23 protein-coding genes and 1 riboswitch are annotated in these 22,680 nt (G+C 39.3%); of the genes, 19 read left to right on the top strand and 4 right to left on the bottom strand.

The window, feature by feature from the left end; genetic code table 11:
• Positions 1-3 precede the first annotated feature (3 nt).
• From BK583_RS11330 to BK583_RS11300, 7 genes are read left to right on the top strand one after another with little or no spacing between them, the layout of a single operon-like run.
• A complete protein-coding gene (locus BK583_RS11330) occupies positions 4-981 on the top strand; it encodes a YncE family protein (RefSeq protein ID WP_055735210.1) in 978 nt (325 codons plus the stop codon).
• Positions 982-1,009: 28 nt separating this feature from the next.
• Positions 1,010-1,489 carry a FixH family protein gene (locus BK583_RS11325; protein WP_055735211.1) on the top strand — a complete coding sequence of 160 codons (480 nt, stop codon included), beginning with the start codon at positions 1,010-1,012 and terminating at the stop codon, positions 1,487-1,489.
• Between the two features lie 31 nt (positions 1,490-1,520).
• The gene (locus BK583_RS11320; protein ID WP_055735212.1) at positions 1,521-2,198 is read left to right on the top strand and encodes a nitrous oxide reductase accessory protein NosL; all 678 of its coding nucleotides are present in this window, start codon (positions 1,521-1,523) and stop codon (positions 2,196-2,198) included.
• Positions 2,176-3,534 carry a right-handed parallel beta-helix repeat-containing protein gene (locus BK583_RS11315; RefSeq protein ID WP_055735213.1) on the top strand — a complete coding sequence of 453 codons (1,359 nt, stop codon included), beginning with the start codon at positions 2,176-2,178 and terminating at the stop codon, positions 3,532-3,534. The genes BK583_RS11320 and BK583_RS11315 overlap by 23 nt, the downstream gene beginning before the upstream one ends.
• An 8-nt stretch (positions 3,535-3,542) precedes the next feature.
• A complete protein-coding gene (locus tag BK583_RS11310) occupies positions 3,543-3,995 on the top strand; it encodes a nitrous oxide reductase accessory protein NosL (RefSeq protein WP_052007579.1) in 453 nt (150 codons plus the stop codon).
• Positions 3,996-4,811, top strand: a complete 816-nt coding sequence (locus tag BK583_RS11305; RefSeq protein ID WP_055735214.1) for an ABC transporter permease — start codon at positions 3,996-3,998, stop codon at positions 4,809-4,811.
• A complete protein-coding gene (locus BK583_RS11300; RefSeq protein ID WP_055735215.1) occupies positions 4,812-5,543 on the top strand; it encodes an ABC transporter ATP-binding protein in 732 nt (243 codons plus the stop codon).
• A gap of 414 nt (positions 5,544-5,957) precedes the next feature.
• On the opposite strand, the gene BK583_RS11295 is transcribed toward BK583_RS11300, so the two are convergent.
• On the bottom strand, positions 5,958-6,227 hold the full coding sequence (locus tag BK583_RS11295; protein WP_055735216.1) for a hypothetical protein: 270 nt from the start codon (positions 6,225-6,227) through the stop codon (positions 5,958-5,960).
• 37 nt (positions 6,228-6,264) lie between these two features.
• On the opposite strand from BK583_RS11295, the gene BK583_RS21300 reads away from it, so the two are divergent.
• Positions 6,265-6,396: a hypothetical protein gene (locus BK583_RS21300; RefSeq protein WP_269083155.1), complete on the top strand. Its 132-nt coding sequence runs from the start codon at positions 6,265-6,267 to the stop codon at positions 6,394-6,396.
• Positions 6,397-6,659: 263 nt separating this feature from the next.
• Here the strand turns inward: BK583_RS21300 and BK583_RS11290 are convergent, their stop codons facing one another.
• Complete coding sequence (locus tag BK583_RS11290) at positions 6,660-8,054, bottom strand: sensor histidine kinase (protein ID WP_055735217.1); 1,395 nt, start codon at positions 8,052-8,054, stop codon at positions 6,660-6,662.
• Positions 8,044-8,742, bottom strand: a complete 699-nt coding sequence (locus tag BK583_RS11285; protein ID WP_055735218.1) for a response regulator transcription factor — start codon at positions 8,740-8,742, stop codon at positions 8,044-8,046. Before BK583_RS11285 ends, BK583_RS11290 begins: the two co-directional genes overlap by 11 nt.
• A gap of 162 nt (positions 8,743-8,904) precedes the next feature.
• Here BK583_RS11285 and BK583_RS11280 point away from each other — a divergent pair, with 162 nt between their 5' ends.
• From BK583_RS11280 to thiC, 8 genes are all read left to right on the top strand, one after another.
• A complete protein-coding gene (locus BK583_RS11280; RefSeq protein ID WP_038479623.1) occupies positions 8,905-9,672 on the top strand; it encodes an ABC transporter ATP-binding protein in 768 nt (255 codons plus the stop codon).
• Positions 9,659-11,521 carry an FtsX-like permease family protein gene (locus BK583_RS11275; protein ID WP_055735219.1) on the top strand — a complete coding sequence of 621 codons (1,863 nt, stop codon included), beginning with the start codon at positions 9,659-9,661 and terminating at the stop codon, positions 11,519-11,521. Before BK583_RS11280 ends, BK583_RS11275 begins: the two co-directional genes overlap by 14 nt.
• A 2-nt stretch (positions 11,522-11,523) precedes the next feature.
• A complete protein-coding gene (locus BK583_RS11270) occupies positions 11,524-11,892 on the top strand; it encodes a YxeA family protein (protein WP_055735220.1) in 369 nt (122 codons plus the stop codon).
• 259 nt (positions 11,893-12,151) lie between these two features.
• Positions 12,152-12,370, top strand: a complete 219-nt coding sequence (gene gccF, locus BK583_RS11265) for a glycocin F family RiPP peptide (RefSeq protein ID WP_038479632.1) — start codon at positions 12,152-12,154, stop codon at positions 12,368-12,370.
• Between the two features lie 125 nt (positions 12,371-12,495).
• On the top strand, positions 12,496-13,764 hold the full coding sequence (locus tag BK583_RS11260; protein ID WP_055735221.1) for a glycosyltransferase: 1,269 nt from the start codon (positions 12,496-12,498) through the stop codon (positions 13,762-13,764).
• Positions 13,754-15,904, top strand: coding sequence for a peptidase domain-containing ABC transporter (locus BK583_RS11255; protein WP_055735222.1), 2,151 nt, complete (start codon positions 13,754-13,756; stop codon positions 15,902-15,904). The genes BK583_RS11260 and BK583_RS11255 overlap by 11 nt, the downstream gene beginning before the upstream one ends.
• A 5-nt stretch (positions 15,905-15,909) precedes the next feature.
• A complete protein-coding gene (locus tag BK583_RS11250) occupies positions 15,910-16,338 on the top strand; it encodes a thioredoxin family protein (protein WP_038479641.1) in 429 nt (142 codons plus the stop codon).
• A gap of 179 nt (positions 16,339-16,517) precedes the next feature.
• A riboswitch (TPP riboswitch) is annotated at positions 16,518-16,632 on the top strand.
• A gap of 156 nt (positions 16,633-16,788) precedes the next feature.
• Positions 16,789-18,525, top strand: a complete 1,737-nt coding sequence (thiC, locus tag BK583_RS11245) for a phosphomethylpyrimidine synthase ThiC (protein ID WP_139366239.1) — start codon at positions 16,789-16,791, stop codon at positions 18,523-18,525.
• Between the two features lie 241 nt (positions 18,526-18,766).
• On the opposite strand, the gene BK583_RS11240 is transcribed toward thiC, so the two are convergent.
• A complete protein-coding gene (locus BK583_RS11240; protein WP_078440152.1) occupies positions 18,767-19,855 on the bottom strand; it encodes an exosporium glycoprotein BclB-related protein in 1,089 nt (362 codons plus the stop codon).
• A gap of 274 nt (positions 19,856-20,129) precedes the next feature.
• On the opposite strand from BK583_RS11240, the gene BK583_RS11235 reads away from it, so the two are divergent.
• From BK583_RS11235 to BK583_RS11225, 3 genes are all read left to right on the top strand, one after another.
• Positions 20,130-20,366 carry a hypothetical protein gene (locus tag BK583_RS11235; RefSeq protein ID WP_139366187.1) on the top strand — a complete coding sequence of 79 codons (237 nt, stop codon included), beginning with the start codon at positions 20,130-20,132 and terminating at the stop codon, positions 20,364-20,366.
• Between the two features lie 32 nt (positions 20,367-20,398).
• On the top strand, positions 20,399-20,809 hold the full coding sequence (locus BK583_RS11230; RefSeq protein ID WP_055735225.1) for a DUF4181 domain-containing protein: 411 nt from the start codon (positions 20,399-20,401) through the stop codon (positions 20,807-20,809).
• 66 nt (positions 20,810-20,875) lie between these two features.
• The gene (locus tag BK583_RS11225) at positions 20,876-22,381 is read left to right on the top strand and encodes a hypothetical protein (RefSeq protein ID WP_055735226.1); all 1,506 of its coding nucleotides are present in this window, start codon (positions 20,876-20,878) and stop codon (positions 22,379-22,381) included.
• Positions 22,382-22,680: the final 299 nt, after the last annotated feature.

Below are 22,680 nucleotides of genomic sequence, written 5' to 3'. Positions count from 1 at the left end.
AAGATGGCTAAATCAAAAAAAGCTCTCCTAGTCATTTTTATTGCTTTGGGTGTCCTTTCAGGTTGTGGGTATGCAACGGTGTCGGTACCGACGACAGAAGATCCCTTTGCTGTCGTTAGTCACGCGAAAGAACCTGTCCTCTCTTTTATTGATTTAGAAACCTATGAAGTCATTGGTAGCGAAAAATTGAATCAGTCGTTTACGTATATGGCCAAGCTTGACGAGAGCACTATTCTTGGTACGAACCAGCTAGAAGAAGAGTTGTATCTATTTGATTTAGAGGCGCACACAATTCGACCGTTTTCTGAAATTGGTCAAGGCTTGACAAAAATCGTTGTGAGTGAGCAACAAAAGCGCGTGTTTGTATCCGATACACATCAAAACGCTGTTCAAGTAGTTGATGGTAAGACAGGAACAATTACTAAGTCTATTGCAATTGGTGCCTATCCTTCTGATTTATTGATTGATGAAGAAGGGCAACGAGTGTTTGTACTTAGTACCCAATCGAATGAAGTAGCGATTATTGACCTGATTAATTTAACGATCCTTTCCCGTTTTCCTGTTGAAGAAAATGCCACAGGATTACTATTTGATGGGCAACATCTATGGCTTGGTGGTCATGGCAAGGTAGGTGAATTGAATCGAGAGGTTAGTGTGTATGATCCTGAATTAGGTAAACAAATCAAGCAAGTAAAAGCTGGTCTCATGCCAATTGCGATTGAAGCGGATGAAAGAAACGAACATCTTTTTTTCCTTTCTCATGGAGACCATACACTAAAAAAGTACAGTCTTGAGAGCGAAGAAGTGATTGCAACGATCGAAGTTGGACAAAACCCCAATTATATGATGATGCAGGATGACAAACTTTTTATTACGAACCTCGACAGTGATTCTGTTTCGGTTGTGGATGCTTCTACTATGAAGGTAGAAAAAGAGATCGAAGTGTCCAAAGGACCATATGCCATTCTGTCTCAACTTTAAATAAACGTAAAAATAGGAGGTATTGATAGTGAAACAATTTGCACCGCTGCTGGTGCCCTTTAGTGCTCTAGCTCTTTTAGTTGGATGTGGGGATGAATCAGGCGAGGAGCAACACGCTGGCAATTTGCTTGAAATTGTACAAGCAGACATTCAAGCACCGGAAACGGTCGAGGTTGGCGAAGAAATGGATTTAAGCGTTTTACTAACGCAAGGAAGTGAAACCGTTGAAGACGCTTTCGAAGTCGTATTCGAGATTTGGAAAGACGGTGAGCGCAATGATGGTGTCCTGCTGGAGGCTGAACACGAGGCAGAAGGCGCTTATGACGTCGTCTATACATTTGAGGAGGACGCAATCTATCTAGTCCAAACTCATGTTAGCGCGAGAGATATGCATGTGATGCCGAAAAAAATGGTTGTTTCAGGCGAAGTAGCTGAAGAAGACATTCAAGCGTTCTTAGATTCAGATGGATCGTCAAATGATGTAGAAGAAAGCCAGCATCATCACTAATAAACGAAACGTACATATGGAGGGACAACAATTGAAAAAAACGTATGTTGCACTTTATTCGACTTTATTTATCTCTGCCTCGCTCTTGCAGGCCTGTCAATCATCAGAACCGAACGACACGTCCTCTAATCAAGTGCCGGAGGAAGAACAACAGTCGGAAAACCACGAGCATGATGAGGAAGAGCAGGACAATCTTGAAGCAGCGGTTCCAACAGAACCAACGACTAAAGACATTTGTATCTATTGTGAGATGGGAATTCCACACGGAGATGATCCAAAAGCATTGTTTACCGCACAAGCTATTACAGCAGACGGCGAACGATTGTTCTTTGACGATTCAGGCTGCCTAGAGAATGCCGAAGCGGAAGCATCTGAGCCGTTTTCAGAAGCATGGGTTAAAGATTTTACAACAAATGAGTGGATTCAAAAAAGCGAATCAACCGTCGTTTATGATGAGAATTTAGAAACACAAATGAGTTACCATTATGCCTTTTTTCAGTCCGAAGACGAGGCGACTTCATATGTAGAGGACAGCGATGGAGAATTAAGTAGCTGGGATCAGATAAAAGAAGATGCCGAAGCCCGGGCAAGTGGTGGTCACGGTGGTATGATGCACCATGGCGAAGGTGAAGAAGGCGATCATGGTCATGGTGAAGGGCACGGCGACGAAGGAGACGACCATGAGGATGAGGAAAGCCACAGTCATTAAAAACCTCCTCGTTGTGCTTACACTAATACTTGTTTTTCTCGTAAAATCCCCAAATGTCTATGGTGCTACAGACATTAATGAAAAAATAAAAAATGCGAGCCCTTATGAAACGATTCATGTTGAAGCTGGCATTTACAAAGTGCCAATCGAGGTGAATAAACCGTTAACGCTTATTGCTGAAGAGGGGACGCTCATTCAAGGAAACCAAGATGAGAGTCTACTTCGAATTACTGGGGATGAGGTAAGTGTATCTGGATTCCATTTTGATCAACAACTTGAAACCAATAGTCACATGCGCTCGAATGAGCCTGAGCCTGTCATTCAAATTGAAGACGCGGCTAATTTCACCTTTGTTGACAACCACGTTCACTTCATTGGGTCTGGTATCCGTGGTAACAGCAGTCCGTCAATGACGATTACCGGTAACGAGTTCAAAGGGAAAGGTTTGGAACAACGAGCTCATGGTCTTGGCGCAGTTGAACTATATGCTTCAGATGATGTCTTTCTAGCAGATAATCACGTTACAAATGCTGTAGATGGGTTTTATTTAGATTCATTGTCTGGTGCAGTTATTGAAGACAATGTTGTTACAAACTCCCGTTATGCGACACATCTGATGTTTAGTTCAAATGTATATGGGACAAGAAATCAATTCGAACAGAATGTAAATGGTTTGATGATTATGGACACGGAAAATGCTCATTTTGAAGAAAATGTATTTAATCATCAGTATGATTGGAATGGCTTTGGTGTAATGATTTACAATTCCAAAGGGATTACAATTAAAAAGAATGAAATTTCCCGTAACAATGTTGGAGTTTACATTGAAGATACGATTGACACATCCATTCAAAAAAATCTAATAACGGGGAATCAGATGGCTTTAACGTGGTCTAAAGAAAATAAAGGACTCGTATTCTCCGAGAATAGCGTCATTAGCAATATTCTATCAACTTATGGGAATCAGTCTGTCTCTATCTCATTGGACAATGGAGCGGTGGGGAATTATTGGGACGAGCAGTTGTTTAGGCCAACGAATGACAATATAATAAGCAGCGTTCCATTTGAAGCAAGATCCTTCTATGACCGTTTGTTAGAAGGAAATAGGGAAAATCAATTTCTGTTTGAAAGCCCAGGTATTTCACTATGGACTGCTGCAGAAAAATGGTTGCCAGCTGAACGAGGAACCATTCTCGATCGATTTCCACTTAGTGAGGCCACTAATGCTGTCCTAGCAACAAAAGAAGAGAGAGGAACGGAACCACTTCCTTACCTCATTGCCGCTATGTTCCTACTCTCCATTCCTTTAACATTACTAATTCTTGTCCGAAAGTAGGGAAAGAAATGAAAAAAAGAATGATCGCCACTGTTTTATTAGGGCTTGCTTTATCAGCATGCAACCACGTTTCAACGGATGCTCATGATATTCACGATGTTGATACATGCATCATCTGCAACATGGGTATTCATAACGTGCAAGCAGCTACTCAAATCGTGATGGAAGATGGAACCGCAGAAAAATTTGATGATATCGGTTGTCTTGTTCAATTTATGATTGAAAATCCTGACTTAGCTCCTACTTTTCATACAGCCTATGCAAACGGCTACGACACACAAGAATGGTTTGATATGACAGAAGGGGCGTTTGTTTATCATAAAGATATCGTTACACCAATGGGCAATGGAGTCATCAGTTTCTCAACAGTAGAAGCAGCCGAATCTTACGTGGAAACGTATGAACCAGGTGAAATCTTGCTTTACGGCGAATTGGAAGCACACGATTGGAACAGTTTCTAAATGAAGTGGATTCAATTTATCCGTTTCGATTTAATTCAGTATGCGAGAAATCGATTGCTCATTGGGTTTAGTTTGTTAATGGGTCTTATCGCCAGTAGTTATCTCATAACAGGTACAGATTTTGAGGGATACTATGACGGGTTTAATCGAGCAGTAATTCATTTATTAAATGTCAATCTGTACTTGCTCCCCTTACTTGTGTTATTGCTAGGCTCGATTCATAATGCCAATGAAAAGGAAAGCGGGTGGATGTCTCTTGTACTAACCTATCCGATCTCACCGCTCGTGCTTTTGTTGGCTAGGGTCTCTTCATTAAGCCTTGTACTTATTGCGGTTTTGAGCCTTGGTTATGGACTAGCCTCTCTCATTGCAGCTTTATTTGCAGCTACGTTACCTATCAAAGATTTTCTTATTCTTTATGGGCTTTCAGTTTCTTTAATTGTCTTGCTTACACCGCTCGCTACATGTATTGGTATTTTATCAAAAACGCGTTTTCAAGCGATTTCGATAGCGCTTGCGAGTTGGGCGTTCCTTGTTTTGCTTTACGATTTTTTGATTTTATTTCTAATACGCTCCATCCCTCCTCATGTATTTGAATGGGGTTTAACCTTAGTCGTCGCTTTAAATCCAATCCAGCTCGTACGGGTTCTAGTTATTATGATAATGGATGGAGGCGTTGTATTTGGACCCTCGCTTTATCAGTTTACAGCTTTTGTCCAATCTGTGTCAGGAATTATTCTTATTATTGGATGTGCGGTTGTTTGGATAAGTCTCCCAGTGCTAATTGGTTTATTTCACTTACGGAGGAGAACATAAATGAATGAACAACTTGTATTACAAGCAAACTCACTTGCATTAAAGAATCGCTTACATCCAATTAATGTCTCATTTAAGCGCGGGACAGTGAATGCTATTTGTGGTGGTAATGGTGCAGGCAAAACATCTCTATTAAGCTTACTGACGGGGATGATTTCACCTAGCGAAGGGACACTTTTGTTTAACGGGAAAGAAGTAAAAAGCATACTTGCTCTATACCAAAAAAGTATTTCTTATATGCCTGATCATCTTGCATTTCCTGATACGCTAACAGCTTGTGAAACGTTGTCTTTTCTTGGTGAACTTTCAGCTAATCAATCAGGAGAAATAGTAGAGATGTTGGAAAAAGTAGGCTTGGAGAACGAATTAAAAACGCCGATTAAACATTATTCAAAAGGAATGCAGCAACGCTTAAACCTTGCCCAATGCCTTTTACGTCAATCTTCCTTAATCTTCATGGATGAACCGACCAACGGTTTAGACCCTTATTGGGTTGTGAGAATGAAGGGTATGGTAGAAGAACTTAAAGCTCAAGGAAAAACAATTATCCTATCAACTCATACGCTCTCCTTTGTTGAAGACCTAGCTGACTCGGTTATTTTTTTACAGAAAGGTTCCCTGCTAATTCAGTCAAGTTTAAATGAATTACGATCTGAAATGAAGGGAAGGTCTTTAGAACAATTTGTCTATGAAACGATCGCAGAAAAGGAGCTAAGTTGTAAAGTTGTTTAAAAATTAGTGTAAAAAAGGAGAAGTTATATATTTATAAACTTAATAATCTTAAAGCATGGTTTCATTGCGTCCATTTCAAAGACTTTAAAGCCGATAATGAAGAAAGTGTCTTAGTGACTTCCCCTTTTTCTAGTATGATCTATCGACCAGACAGGTAGCGAGCTGCTTTTAAATCATGTGTAATAAACACCATTGTAATTAATTAAAAAAATAGATATTGTTAGCCAAGTATTTGTAAAAAAATAAGTGCATCACTTCTCTGTGAACATGAGGAAATACACCGCCGTTAGGGCGGCGGTGTCGCCTAATCTCAAACATGAGGTTTAAAAAAGATCTTCTTCATAATTTTTCAAGTGAGGGAGATCTTTTTTTGGAGTTAGAAGCTAGTTATGTCCCAGCATCTTTTACGTGTCATCATTCGTTATGACGATGCCCATCATCTAAGTGTTTGGTTTCTCGTTTTTCTTTTTTTATGAAAAAATAAGCCCAATATAGAGATCCAATAAAGCCGGGTAAGGCTGCTACAAAAAAGGCTCCTACATACGAAATAGATTCGAATAGTTGATCATGTAAAATCCATCGAGCTAAATAGAGCAGTCCAACTCCAGCAATACCAGTTAGAACGGAGCCGCCTATAGCAAATAGAATGAATACGATGGTTATGTGTCCTTTGCTTGTTTTCATGTACAATCTCTTCCTTTGCGTCAATATTCTAGGATGTATGATTGTTAAACTACATTTACCTAGTAAGCACATAGAACCGAATCAGGAATGGAACGACGACTGGATGCTGTCTACTCACATTGTTCGTTATGCGTTCCGACGGTATCCATCCATAACCGTTATGAGATAAAATAAAACTAAATAATTATTGGTAATCGTTCGTTTATTTAGCGAGTACATACCTGTTGAATAGGGTTGATGTTTATACGCCGTTTTTCAGGGAATTATAAACCTATTCCATTCAATAGGAGTGATCAATATGTTGGTTAGGAGAATCCTTGCTTCGGCTATAACAACGGTGGCAATAGCAGGTGTGAATCGGATCGTGCGCCGAGTCATTTTAAAGAAATAAAAAGATCCGGCCTTGTAATTAACAAGGCCGGATCTTTTTTTCTAGTCAAACGAAATTTTGATGCTCGTTCCTTTTCCTATTTGACTTGTTAATTCAACCGTTGCTCCGTGTGCCTCCATAATATCTCGTGCGATTGCCATACCCAAACCCGTTCCGTTAATGGTGGTTGTATTACTACCCCGGTAATACCGATCAAAAATCTGGTGCACATCGCCTTGTATGCCTTCACCGTTATCTTCAATGAAAATAAATGTAGAAGTGACAGTGACATGAACTGAAACCCCTTCCTTATTGTGAATCAAAGCATTGTACAGAAAGTTAAGTAGCCCCCGTTTTAGAAGGTGTTGATCGACCTGACGTGTGAGTTGAGGTGCTTTTCCTGTAAACGTAATGGATGCTTCTTTATAAGCTGGTTCATTTAATACATCAATGACTAGCTCACGAACAAACGGCTCCATTCGTGTTTCTTTTAGCTGTAAAGGCATTTGTTGACTACGTAAACGCATCGTCAAGTTAAAATCTTCAATTAACTGTTGAATGTAACTTGATTGACGTTCAATAACTTCCGCGTAGTCGATCCGTTCCTCCTGAGAGACATCATCGCCTTTTAACAATTCCCCGTACCCGTAAATAGAGGCAAGAGGCGTTTTTAAATCATGCGATACATTGCTAATCCATTCATTACGGAGCTTTTCAAGCTTATGTTGTTCTGCTTCATGTTTTTTTAGCGTATCTGAAACATCATTTAAATTTGAGAAAACCGAATGGTAGATTCCAGGTTTTTTAAAGTGTTGCTGTTTAAAATTTCGATTCTTCAGTTGAGAAATTCGTTCAATAATGGCTTGAATAGGCTTTGTTAATTTAGCACTAAACAAAAGGCCAATACCACAAGCAATCGCCGTATCAATAAGAATAATGGTAAGCAAAGCCTCTGATAAAAAAGAGACAACGGTTTCTGAATTTACCGTAAACACATAGCGGTGATCATCGGAATAAGGAATGCCTACAATATAACTAAACGATTCGAAAGCACCAATAAAGTACGTATTAAATTCATCATCCATATACTTGTACTTATGAACAAGATCCATTGGTGTGTACTTGTTAGAAGCAGTATCAGGTGCTAAAAAGGAATCAACAACGACGCCGTTTTCATCGAGTAGTTGAAACCAAGCTCCGTAGTTTTGTAACGCTTCTTGACCTTCTTGGGATAAAATGGGTTCTCCATCATCAAGCGCTAAATAGTGACTAAAATGTCGTGTGAACCTTTCCGCCGAGTTCTGTTCCCCTTCACCTACATTGTTCGTATGTTGATTGATTAATAAAAAGACCAATATGAGTGTATTAACGATCAGTACAATAAAAACAATGATTAAAATTGAAACCAAATAGCTACCGGTTAATTTCCATCTTGTTTTTGTTAACTTAGTTCCCATGTAAACGGTAGCCTAACCCTTTCACAGTCGTAATCCACTGCGGGTCGGAGGGCTGCTCCTCAATTTTTTCTCGTAAGCGTCTAATGTGAACCATTAACGTATTGTCTGCGCCATAGAATTCTTCTCCCCATACACGTCTAAACAACGTCTCTTTACTAAGAATTTGATTAGGATTTTGTAGAAAGCAAGCCATTAAACCTACTTCCTTGGCGGTTAACTCTAGAAGGTGACCGTCTTTTTTTACTTCGGTTTCATGCTCATTCATTGAAAAGGGTCCGACTGTGAGCTCGTTTGGCTGCTCGAATTCATTCGCGTACGTGCCAGCACGTCGGAGCTGAGCTTTTACACGGTACGCTACTTCTTTTGGACTGAAAGGTTTGGTGATGTAATCATCGCCACCGATAGCCAGCCCAAGAATTTTATCAAGTTCGTCTGATTTTGCAGATAGGAATAAGATTGGTATACGAGAAACGGTGCGAATACTTTTGCATAAATCGTAACCTTCGCCATCAGGTAACATGATATCTAAGATAGCCAAATCCGGTTTAAATTGTTGGAAACGATTCCAGCCTTCATTTATACTTCCTGCTGTTTCGATTTGTGTGAGCCCTTCTTTATTCAAGCTTGTTTTGATTAACTGACATAAATCCTGTTCATCATCCACAATTAAAATACGAGGTTGTCCCATCTTCATCATCCTTTCACTTTCAAAAAAAAGAGGAAAGTTTCCTTTATCATACCAGTGTCTGTCCATTCTTACATGAATTTAAGGTTTTTGTAAGGTTCATGTGATTCTGACTTAAGAGCAGGAAGGTAAAGTGTTAACTAGAAGAAAGAGGTGCTTAGAGAGATGGATTCTTTACTCGTTGTAAACCAAATTGAAAAAACATACGGAAAAGGCGAAACGCGTGTCCAAGCTTTAAATCAGATTTCATTTACGATTGATCATGGAGAATTTATAGGTGTAATGGGGCCGTCAGGTTCTGGGAAATCGACGTTGTTGAACGTGCTTGCCACAATCGATTCACCTACTTCAGGCGATATTTGTCTTGAAGAAGAAAATCTAGCAAAGATGAACGAGGAAAGGCTTGCTGATTTTCGGCGAACACACCTAGGTTTTATTTTTCAGGATTATTTTTTGCTTGACTCATTAACAGCTAAGGAGAATATTCTTTTACCTTTAGCAGTAGCAAAAGAGAACGCTAAAGAAATGAATCAAAAAGTAGACGCCATTGCAACAACATTTGGCATTGACTCTTTACTTAATCAGTTTCCTTATCAATTGTCTGGTGGACAGAAGCAGCGAGTGGCGACGTGTAGAGCGATGATTACAAATCCGAAGATCATCTTTGCTGACGAACCTACAGGTGCACTTGATTCGAAAGCTGCATCCGATTTACTTGAAAGCATGAGTAGGCTAAATGAAACCCACGAAACGACAATTATGATGGTGACACATGATGCGTTTGCTGCTAGCTTTTGCCGTCGAATTCTATTTATAAATGATGGTCAAGTACAGAAAGAATTGATTCGTAGAAATGAATCAAGAAAGGCATTCTTTCAAACAATTCTTGATGAACTCGCACGTTTAGGTGGTGATGGAGATGACGCTTGCTGATATCGCACGAAAGAATATGAAACGGAATGTAAAAAGCTACAGCTTATATATTGGATCGTCCATTTTTTCCATCATTGTATACTTCACTTTTGTTACGTTGCGATACAACGACGAGATTCTTGCAGCATCCGAACAGTCAAGGCAATTAAGTAGCCTTATTACGGCATCTGCTTTCATTTTAATGGTTTTCGTCGCCATTTTTATTCTGTATTCAAATTCGTTTTTTATTAAGAAACGAAAGAAAGAAATGGCTCTTTACGCTTTAGTAGGGATCCGTAAGAAAACGATTGGATGGATGCTGTTTTTAGAAAATATGACAATTGGTATTCTTTCACTTGTTATTGGGGTCGGATTAGGGTTTGTTTTATCTCAATTTTTTCTTTCTCTACTAATGGCGTTAATGGGACTGGATTTCACAATGAGCTTTTCGTTTTCTTTTGAAGCGGTTCTTCATACCGTATTGGTGTTTTTCGTCTTATTTTTAGTGACATCCTTTCAGGGATATCGTGTAATTTATCGGTTTGCACTAATTGATTTGTTTCATGCTGAAAAAAAGGGAGAGGCGCTTCCACGTGCTCGGCTACTATCGTCGATTATGGGGATTCTCCTCCTTACAACTGGATACTGGATGGCGTTGCAAGATCTTGCCACATCTATTGTTTGGAGACAATTTGGGATTGCAACGCCTCTCGTTATAATTGGGCTGACGGTATTAGGCTCGTATCTGCTTTTTCGAAGCGTGCTCGTCTACTTGCTCCATGTCATCAAAAGACAAATCCGTTGGACATGGAGTGGGTTGAATTTACTGACCGTATCGCAATTGCTTTATCGAATCAAAGGAAACGCGCTTACATTAACCATTATTGCCACATTGAGTGCCACAATCCTTACAGCAGGTGGTGCGGTCTTTAGCACGTATTACAATGTTGAAAAGGATGTTGAAAGGTATTCACCTTTTACCTTTATGTGGGAAGGTCCCACACAAGAAATGGATCGGGAACAAGTTGAGTATGAAACGTCTTTTGACAGTAAATCGGCACGGGTTATGCTGGGAGACCGGGAGATGGAATATGCCGTTATAAGCGAGTCGACTTTTCTAACCCTTGCACACCAACTTGAATGGGGAGTAATAGAAGAACTAGCAGATGACCAAATGATCATCGTTGATGCGTTTTATGATGAACGGTGGTCTGCTAATGTAGAAACAGTGCAGCTGCAGGAGAATGACTACGACGTGACAAGCATGTATGCAGATGCTCTTTTCAATATTCGAACAATGGGTGGAACTGCACTTGTTCTGTCAGACGCACAATACGATGCTTTAGAAGCAGAGGAAAAAAGCTATCAAGCGATTCAAGTAGACGATTATCAGAATAAGGTAGAGCTATCTCAGGAATTAGCCTCTTCTTCTGAAATAAATCAATTCTCAAGCGCAGTTCAAGATTATAGAGACTCAATGGAATCATCTGGATTTATGATGTTTGTTGGTAGTTTTTTGGGCTTAGTCTTTTTAGCCGCTATGGGAAGCATTATCTACTTCAAGCTCATGACAGAGGTAGAAGAAGATAAGAAAGCATTCACCATCCTTCACAAAGTAGGTGTATCTAAAAGAGATATGAAGCGAAGCATTCGGCATCAGGTTGGAATGGTGTTTGTTGCTCCTCTTCTTTTAGGATTGCTCCATGGGAGTATTGCTTTAACAGCCTTTTCGCAGCTGCTTGATCTTCAGTTGTTTGTACCGGTTCTTTTATGGATGCTTGCCTATACGCTCATTTATATTGGTTATTATGTTGTAACCGTGCAAAGTGTAAAGAAAACCATTTTTACAAATGTTAAAGGAGGAACATGAAAATGAAGAAAGTCATTGGTGTTGTGCTTGTTATCGTCCTGCTGTTTACTGGAGCGGTTGTTGCATTGGCGACAATGGATTTAAACCGTCTTGGAAAAGAGAATATGTATGTTCAAATAAGTGATTATGTGGAAGTAGAGGAGGCCCGTCTTGACTCTGGCGAAGTCGTATCCCGGTATTGGTACGAACTTCCTGCTATCGATGAAGCAGGTAAGCACACAATCGTACAGTTCTCAGCTACGAGAGAGTTACGAAAAGAAGCGTACCTGATGCTTTATGTGAAAAACGACGACGAAGTAACATCTTATGACGAAGTAAAGTGGGAAGACATTCCTGCTGAGGCACAAGACAAATTGTTACAGGTGCCATAAAGTTTGATTCTCGAAGAAAAGAAGCGGTAAAGAGTCCAGGGTGCAAAGATGCACCCTGTTTTTGTTATATGTATCTAATTAAATAGGGATGCCACTCATCACCTTTAAGAAAGAAGAAAAATAGCGTTTCATTCCCAGTATGACGGGGAAGAAGTTTAACGAAGTGCTCACTTCCGCTTTTATTATAATTTTTAGTAAACAATGGTAAACCAATATATGAGAAGATTCAATCTTATCATTATTGAAGGAGGAAGAATATATGTCAAAATTAAAAGTTGCTTTAACAGATGAAGAAATTGATTCGTATACGAGCGAAGGAAAAGGTCCATTTGATGTAGGTGGTGCGGCTTGGTGCACCTACTATATTGCACTTTGTTCTACTGGAAGAGACAGTGGCACGTGTGGTTGGATTTTTGAACAATGTGGTGTTGGCGGAGGCGGTGGAGGAGGAGGTTGTGGTACTTGCGTATGTAGATAGAGTCACCAAACCTGAATCATCCCATTAAATATATTGGTTTACCATTGTTCCTGAAAATTATAAAGAAGTTGTATGGTTCTACTCTCAAAATGATAGGTGCATAAAAAAAGAACAGGAGCTTAACGATGAAGTATGATAATGACGCAAAAGAAAAATTTTTTACTAATTTGAAGTTATACTCCTCGAACATTACTGAAAAAATTGAGTCTTTAAGATCGTATTCAATCGAACCTTTACAATTAAAACAATTTAGTCTATCCGTAATTGTTATATGTAAAGATGAAGAGAGATGTATCGAGAGATGTTTAGACGCAATTAATCGTAATATTGGGGTTAACGATGAAGTTTTAATTATTGATACTGGGTCGACGGATCATACGCTGAACATCTTGAATAAGTATCGTGCGCAGTCGAATTTTTTTATCTTTGAAAAGGAATGGAACAATGATTTTGCTGAAATAAGAAACTTCGGAATACATAAAGCTTCAAAAGATTGGATCGTCTTTATTGACGCTGATGAAACAGTTGAAAATGGCTCATTTGCTAATTTGAAGTCCCATCTTTCTATTATAGATTTATTAAATGTAGAGGCGGTTTGTTGTCCTGCCATTGTAAATACTGGTGGCCATGTGGTTCAAACGGTTAGAAGAATCATACCAAATAGTCAGTCCATTTTTTATTTCGGCGCTGTTCATGAAGAGCCTCGACCTGATGATCATTCTGAGTTATTCTATTTAGCTTTTGAAGACATTGTTTTCCATCACGATGGGTATGTGGAGGCCGTCTCTACTAGTAAAGAAAAACAAAAACGGAATATGGCTTTACTTTATCCTATGATTGATAAAGAACCAATGAGTCCTAGATGGCATTACTTGCTTTGTAGAGACGGAAAAGGTGCTTTAAATGAAGATTTTTATAGAGACACGCTCTTAAAGGTAATAACATTATGCGGCGATGACGAATTAAACAAAGAATATAAAGTAAGAGCAGTAAGCGACCTAATTGAATTTTACTTAGGTGCTGGTGATATTGATCAGGCAGCTAATAACTTAGAAATGTTAAAAGAATTAGCACCCCATATGACTGACACTTTATATTGGGATATCTTAGTACAAGTCATTATTTTTGAATACAATTACCACCAGTTTATACAGCGCATTATAGACTATAAAAAGACTCATAAAGAACTAGATTATGGAAGTCTAAATTCAAATGGATTTCATCTTGATCATCTTCTGTCTAGACTCTTCTTTAATATTAGAGAATATGGAAGTAGTTTTGCGATCTTAAAAAAACTTGAAAACGCTCAGTATGGAGAGTATAAAGCACAGTATGAGGAACTACACAAAACTTTAAAAAATTTTTTACAAGCTGGAGAGGGAAATGAAAAGTAAATACTTCACAAAACAATTAGAAGAAAATGATTGTGGCCCTGCCTCAGTGTCTATGTTACTAAAGTACATGTGGGGAACAGAGATTACACTGGCACAATTAAAGATTTTACTATTCACAAACAAAAATGGGACGACTTTTTTAGGTATGAAAAAAGGACTTGAAAAAATAGGAGTCGAATCAAATGTCTTTAAATGTGTATCTTCTATAGAAGCGCTAAATGAATTGGATTATCCATGCATTACACAGATTAGTGGGGGAGGACAAGAGAATCACTTTGTTACTTTATTTAAGTTAACAAAAAAACATGTTTATATAGGCAACCCATTAAAAAATCAAATAGAGAAAGTTAAGATAGATACATTTCTTTCTATGTGGATTCCTTTTGTTCTTGAAATTCATAAGGTAACAGACAATAAGAAGATGATGGCATATTCATCAATGGAATCAAGGAAAAACAATAGTATTTTTAAGAGCTTACATAAAATAAAAAAGCTTATTATCTTGTCATGGGTTTTATCCATCATTGTCTATTCCCTAACAGTGTACTTGGCAGGAATGTTCTCGTCTTATTTTGACGTTATTATACCAAATGCGGCTGTTGGTCTCATTGTTAGTGTTACAGTCATCTATCTTTTAGCTGTAGTCATACAATTCATTATTGGTTATTTCAATTCTATTCTTAGTATTAAATCAAACAATGCTGTAGATAAAGATTTGGTAGAGAATCTAGTATCAAACTATTTTGCACAGAGCTATACGTTTACTGAAAAGTTTGTAAGCGGAGAGTTGATAACAAGGTTTACGAATATTAGTGATATAAGAACTCGATACTTGTTCTTTTTGCAAACGTTGCCTTTAGATGCTTTAGCGATCATTATTACGTTTGTCATATTATTTAGGATTAACTTTTATTTGTCCTTGTTGGCATTTATACCGATTATCATCTTCTTTTTACTGTTATTTTTGTCGAAAAATCGATATGAAAATTTAAGCTATGATTTATTTGAACAACAAGAATACCTTAATACTGAACTGATAGAATCAGTGGATAATATCGAGAGTATCAAAAATTATAACATTGCGAAACGCATGAAAGAGAAAATGATTAAGAGGTTAGACGAACTGTATGCGATAAGAGAAAAGTTTATGTCTTTTGATCAATTTCAAAACTTAACTAAGGATTCTATCATAAAGCTTTTTAATATTTGTTTTTTTGCATTTGGTTCTTACCTAGTTATCAATGATAATTTAGCATCAGGTATGTTATTAATGTTTAACTCTTTGGTATCTAACGTTTTTAATCCGTTTGTTAACTTAACGACTATACAAGCCACTTTACACCAGGGAAGAGTAGCTACTTTAAGGTATGAGGATATAGTCAATTCTGTGGTAGAGAGCTCAGAAAATGATACGAAACTAGAAAACAAAATTGACACAATTAGGATTCGAGATTTATCTTATTCGTTTAATCCAAGTAGCCATGTTTTACATAATATCAGCTTCGAAATCAAACAAGGTGAAAAGATTGCACTAGTAGGAAGCAGTGGTTCAGGAAAATCGACGTTAGCTAAATTGCTTGCAGGTTATTACAAACCTGAAAAAGGTGAAATTTTAGTTAATCATTTGAATATTAATGAGATCAGCCAAGAGTCTCTTCTAAAGAAAATTTTATATATCCCTCAGGATATTCAGATATTTAATGACACCATATTGAACAACATCTTGCTCTATAGAGATATCGATTTTGAAGATGTTCAAAAGGTATCAAAATTGGTCGGTTTTGATGAAATCGTTGAAATGATGCCCGATGGTTATGATACAGTGATTGGCTCAAAGGGCGTTGAGTTATCTATGGGTCAACAGCAAATGTTAAATATAACGCGATATATCCTCTCGCCACCTGACGTTTTAATATTAGATGAAATAACAAATGGGCTAGATGTTGTAAGAAGAAATAAAATCAAACAAATTTTGATAAACTCTACAATAACGGTCATTTTTATAACTCATGATTTAGATTTGGCAACTTCGTGCGATAAAATTTATTCGTTAAACGAGGAAGGAATGAACGTAATAACGTCTAAATCAGACGAAAATTTGGCGCAAACGATTATGAATTCTCTTGAAAAGGGTAGGTGATTAAAGTGAAAAAAATAACGGTCATTTTGGCTGCAATCTTAACAATGGTATTTATTGGTTTCGTCTCTGTAAGTAATTTAGTAGCAACTGAAGCTTCGTTATATAAAACAGTAACCTCAGATCTACTAAAAGAAAAGCAAGAGAATCAAGATAGCTTTATAGCATATTTCTATCAGAAGAACTGTGCACCATGCCAACAAGTAAGACCAATTATTAATGATTATATTGAGGAAACACAAAATGAAGTATTAGCAGTTGATATAAATGAGGATGAAAATAAGAATCTCCTAATAGAGGGTTTTGATATTAATAGTACGCCAATAGTCATTTTTGTTGATTCAGGAAAAGAGCAAGAAAGATTTTCGTCTGTTTTTGGAGAGGAAGAGTTTAAAGAGAGAGCAAGTAAAGTTTATAGCAATGACGGGGTTAACTAAAGACTATTTCTCAATTAAGTGATCGTTGAACATGAAAGTATTGAATAAGGAATGAAAGCCAGTAGGATGTTAGGCTAAAATTCTATTGGCTATGAAAAAGTCCCTTTGCTGTAAAAGGTTTACGGATAATTGATTGACATTTCCATTTATTGCAACTACAATGATAACTGAATTCAATAATGACTAACTAGGGGAGTCCAATGAGTTGGGCTGAGAGGGAAGCGCGATGAAGCTTCTTGACTCTTTGGACCTGATCTGGATCATGCCAGCGTAGGGAAGTTAACGGTTACGCTCTTTACGTACCGTCTTCTATTTATGTATGTGATGCTAGGTTCAAAATGGAACCTAGCTTTTTGGCGTGGACAAAGGTCCGATCTTTGAATTCCATATTTGGAAAAAGGAGAGAGCGACGTGACGACATCAGAAGTAAATGAGAAACGAGTAAGCTTTATGTCCAGTTTTGAGGGAAGCGAAAAAGTGTATGTGCAAGGCTCACGACCAGATTTACGTGTACCGATGAGGGAGGTTCAACTTGAGCCTACCATTGGGATAGATGGCAAAGAAGAGTCTAATGATGCCATACGCCTTTATGATACGAGTGGGCCTTATACCGATAAGACTTATAACGTAAACTTAAAAATGGGCTTACCTCGAATCCGAGAAGAATGGATTAAGGAAAGAGGCGACACAGAGCACTATATGGGGAGAGCGGTTCAACCAAGTGACAATGGATTTCAGAACAGAGATGCTACCGATAAGATGGCGCCAAAAAGTGAACATAAGACACGAAAGTCAAAACCAGGTCATTTTGTAACACAGCTTCACTATGCGAGAAATGGAATCATTACGCCTGAAATGGAATTTGTCGCAATAAGAGAAGGTGTGGAATCAGAATTTGTGAGAGATGAGATGGCGAAAGGACGTGCCATCATCCCTGCAAACATTAACCATCCAGAATCAGAGCCAATGATTATCGGTCGGAATTTTCATGTGAAAATCAATGCGAATATCGGTAATTCGGCAGTGTCGTCATCGGTTGAAGCCGAAGTCGAAAAAATGACTTGGGCCACTCGCTGGGGAGCTGACACGATTATGGATCTATCGACTGGAAAGCATATTCATACCACTCGAGAATGGATCATTCGAAACTCCCCTGTTCCAGTAGGCACTGTTCCAATTTACCAAGCACTTGAAAAAGTAAACGGTATTGCTCAAGATTTAACATGGGCTGTTTTTCGAGATACGCTCATTGAGCAAGCAGAACAAGGTGTTGATTATGTCACCATTCATGCAGGTGTTTTACTGCGCTATATCCCGTTAACCATCACTCGAACAACAGGTATTGTTTCACGAGGTGGTTCCATTATGGCCCAGTGGTGTTTACACCATCATAAAGAGAGTTTTTTGTACACCCATTTTGATGAGATTTGCGATATTCTAAAAGCTTATGACATAAGTCTCTCACTCGGTGACGGTTTACGTCCTGGTTCCATTGCCGATGCGAATGACGAAGCTCAATTTGCAGAACTTGAAACGTTAGGGGAATTGACAAAACGTGCGTGGAAATATGATGTGCAGGTAATGGTGGAAGGACCTGGTCATGTGCCTATGCATTTAATAAAGGAAAATATGGACAAGCAGCTCGCCCTTTGTGAAGAAGCTCCTTTTTACACACTAGGTCCTCTAACAACGGATATTGCCCCTGGGTATGATCACATTACGTCTGCAATTGGAGCAGCGCTAATTGGATGGTACGGAACGGCAATGCTTTGCTATGTAACGCCAAAAGAACATCTTGGGCTACCCAATCGTGAGGATGTCCGAGAAGGGGTGATCACCTATAAAATTGCGGCTCATGCTGCAGATTTAGCGAAAGGTCATAAAGGTGCTCAGAAACGAGATGATGCATTATCGAAAGCACGCTTTGAATTTAGGTGGCGTGATCAATTTCATCTTTCCCTCGATCCGGAGCGAGCGGTGGAGTATCATGATGAAACGTTGCCAGCAGAAAGTGCAAAATCAGCTCATTTTTGCTCAATGTGTGGCCCGAAATTTTGTAGCATGAGAATTTCTCACGACATTCGTAAACACGCTACTGAAAGAGACTTACGTACGAAAGCAGAAATCGATGAAGGATTAAAAGCAAAAGCAGAGGAATTTAAACAGGCTGGAGGAAGTCTTTATTAATAAAGTAAAGGATGAGCTCGTTAAAAAGAGAATGTGCCGGGTGGAACGAGAGTTGAGTCAAGTACAACAACGATTAAGTGAACTACAGAATGAAAAACAGCTTCTGCAATCGGAATGCGACCACAAATTTTCTGGAAACACTCATTTTATTCGCTGTCACATATGCGGGAGAGTAGAAGTACTTTATTATTAATTAACCAAAATAGAAAGCGATTCGCATGAGCGAACCGCTTTTTTATCTTTACGTGATTGATAAACCTGCGCTTGTGTTACCAGTTAAGACCGTAATAAACGTAATATCTGGAGATGCTAATTGTAAGACGAGTAATAGTAAGTCTCCAGCAAGTACAGGTTCAGCTAAGCCGGTTACGGTTCCAGTGAACGTGTCACCAATTGTGATTAGACCAGTTACAGCAGGTGTTAAAGTTACTGTAGCAGTTGTTGGCAAGAATGGTGTTGATCCAAGAATAGCACCCGTTGCTTTGTAAACAGTTGCGGTTATGGCACCTGTTCCAATAGGTAAGGTTACACCTACTGTTGAGGTAAAGGACACAGATAATGAATCAATTGTGCCAGCTCGCGGTGCTCTAAAAGAGAATTCTCCTACATCTGCAACTGTGAAAGCACCAAGTGTGACGCCAGTAGAACTGCTTCCGAAGCCAACCAAGTTGACCGTCCCTACTAAGCCACCAGCAATTGTTGAAATAACAGATGGTACAATCCCTGATGCGAATGGTATGACGGCAGTAGAACCAGCGGCTCCAGTAGCGCCAGTCGGTCCGGTAGCGCCAGTAAGTCCAATTCCAGTAGCCCCAGTAGGCCCAGTCACGCCAGTAAGCCCAATTCCGGTAGCCCCAGTCGGTCCAGTCACGCCAGTAAGACCAGGATCTCCAGTAGCCCCAGTAGGCCCAGTCACGCCAGTAAGCCCAATTCCGGTAGCCCCAGTCGGTCCAGTAGCGCCAGTAAGCCCAGGATCTCCAGTGGCACCGGTAGGTCCAGTCACGCCAGTAAGCCCAATTCCGGTAGCCCCAGTCGGTCCAGTAGCGCCAGTAAGCCCAGGATCTCCAGTGGCGCCGGTCGGTCCAGTAAGCCCGATTCCAGTAGCCCCAGTCGGTCCAGTAGCGCCAGTAAGTCCAGGGTCTCCAGTGGCGCCGGTCGGTCCAGTCGGTCCAGTAGGCCCCGTAATACCAGAGCCGCCACCACCTGGTCCAGTCGGTCCAGTCGGTCCAGTCGGTCCAGTAGGTCCAGTGACACCATTTACCTGAGGTCTGTTAAATTTTTGTACAGTTGAACAAGAACAGTGAAAACGATGGCAGTGATTGCAAGACATTTTCAATCCACCTCCTTCTTTAAGATAACCTCCACGCATAAATGGCTTTTTAACGTGTATTGAATAGTGAGTTAAAAATGGAGGTGTACTATCCTATGAAACAGAAAAGTGTTTTGATTGTGCTTTTGTTGTATTTTATCATTCGAACTCAAAGCCCCATTAACGCTTTAAACTATGGGGTCATCCAGTTTTATCAGTTTTATTGTTGAATAATGAAACAACGAGAACATTGAGGACGTAAATACGGATAGAAGAAAATAATAAGAGGAAAGAGTTGAGCGTGATGTTGTGGATAATGGCACAAGACAAAGAGAGAATCAGTCAGGTTATTGAGGTTTCGATTTCTGGAAAGAAAATTATGGGTGTTGGTAGTGCTGGGTTAAATGAGTGGGGCAATTTATTAGGGAAATACGATTCTAAAGAACGGGCGATGGAAGTGCTTGAAGACATTCATCGTACAATCGCTACTAATAGTCAATTCGCTATAACGTATAAAATGCCAACAGATTAAGAGTGTTCTGAAATGAAAGGAGGGCTAGTTTAATGAATACAGAGTCTGTTTTCGGAATGGAGTTTCTTATTATTAGCCTAGCTGTAGTGGTGCTGTTACTGTGGTTCTTTCAGATTGTCATGAGAAAGTGGTTTCAAGTGGAAAAGAAACCATTTTTCTCATATAACCATGTGAACCGAAAGCATGCAAAATGGGATTATGGTATTCGAATCTCTTTTATGGTCGTACTAATTGTTAATTTGCTGCTGACTCTCAACATGCAAAACTGGTTAATTGAGCCTTGGTATCTACTTATTATTTTTTTAATTCTGTTAGCTTCGGTACGTGCTATTTTTGAAAAGAAGTATGCAGAGAATAAAAACGAATACAAATTAACAGTAAGCCAACTTCTTTTTTCCGTTTTTCTAATAGGAATATTTATTTTTATTATGATAAATTTTTAGAATAATCGTTCGCCTTCTCTTTCTAGATTATGAAGTCCATATATGAAAAGGAAGGGGAAGAAAATAATGATCCATTTAACAAGTGCGCTTCAGATTGAACAGCAGATCATTGATATTGGTGACGGAGGGGAATATGAGAGCATTACAGAAGCGATTGGAGCACTCATTACTTCTGGTGCAACTCGCAGTAATTCAAGTGTTACTCTTAATCTTTTAAAGGGTTTTGTGTTAAAAGAACAGATTCATATCGAAAATTTAAATCTCGATTGGGTGACGATTCTTAGTGAGGATTCAATTGTGCCAATTCAAGCATCAGCGATTTCAGAAACATTAATTGAATCAAGGAGACCTGCCTTTTTGGGACGAAACCAAGCTACATTGCCAACGATTGGGGTTCTGTTTGAATATGACACGCAGACTGCTCGGTGTGATGGCATTACTGTAGCTTTCGGATCGAAAGTCCGATTACTTCCAGGAGCTGGTGTGAATTATGCTGATCGAGGGCTCGGTGCTTATTACCATTCAGAGGCATTCTGCTATATGGAAGGCTTAACAGAGGGTGGCGGGGGAATCGGAGCGGGCGATGTAACAGGTGTATCCTTTCGATATTGCTCCAATCGTGCTTTTATGGCGTCTTTTGGTTCGAAAATTAATTGTGCTCGCTCTATCCTTGATTATTGTAGTGGCGACAATGCTGTTTATGCCATATGGGGATCTTTTTGCGACATCTATCAATCAAATGTGAGTCATGCAACGAATACTGCTGTTCATAGTAGAGATGGCTCGAAAGTGAATGCGCGTGAGACAAATGTATCACATTCCAATAGAGGCTTCCACGCCCTTCACAATGGCACTATAAATGCACGTTATGCCGCTAATAAGTGGGCAGGTGATGGCGCAAAGAACTGTAGAGGCTATGGTGTCATGGCAACATACAATTCACATATTGATGCTGCTGATTTACCTGTAGATGGTTCCCATAGAGGCTTCCACGCTTCTACTGGATCGACCATTAACGCTAGTACATCATCTGCAAAAAATTGTACAATTGGCTATCATGCTACAGGGGCAAGTACCATCAATGCTCAAGAAAGTGATGCAAGTGGAGCGAGTTGGGAAGGTTTTTTTGCGGAAAAAGGAAGTATAATCAACGCTGATCGCTCTCTTGCGAATGATTGTCGAGAAGGTTTTAGTGCCCGTTTTAATTCAATAATCAATGCAGACACTTCTAGTGCCCAGCGCGCGAGAAATAATGGATTCTTTGCTAACGAAACGTCTACCATTCAAGCAAGAAACAGTGTAGCCAATCAAGCGATGATAAATGGATTCCTTGCAACAAGATCTTCAACCATAAATGCTCGTGGTTCTAATGCGCGATCATGTAACGGAAATGGATTCAGAGCAGAGGAAGGATCCAGTCTAAATGCAAATTCAGGAGATGCTACAGGTAGTGGCAATGAAGGTTTGGATGTTTTTCGGGGATCCTTTATTTCGGCTCAAAATTCGATCGGTAGCCTTCGATTACCAGAAAGATTAAATCAGCTTACACGAGAAGGGGCCATCTTTCGTTAACGTATACATTGAGTTAAAGAAAGAGGCTGGGACAAAAGTAGATAGACAGATCAAAATGACGAACATTCCTGAAAATAGGAACGTTCGTCGTTTGTTTTCTATGAAAATGAGCAGAAGGAGAATCCGAACTCTGGAGTGGCGGTTTTCCACGGAGGAGGCGGGTTCCCGGAAAGCGAAGGATTCTCCTGCAGCGGTGCTACTCAGCATAGTTTAGACTATTCGTCTTTTCAAATACTACTTTTCGTTATGTCCCAGCTTCTTTCTTTGTAACTATTGCTTATATGTCCTTTAGGTCTATA

The sequence above is a fragment of the Shouchella oshimensis genome, assembly GCF_002019765.1.
Lineage (GTDB): Bacteria > Bacillota > Bacilli > Bacillales > Bacillaceae_D > Shouchella > Shouchella oshimensis.
Note: the sequence above shows the minus strand (reverse complement) of the source record. Positions and strands in the feature narration are given on the sequence as shown.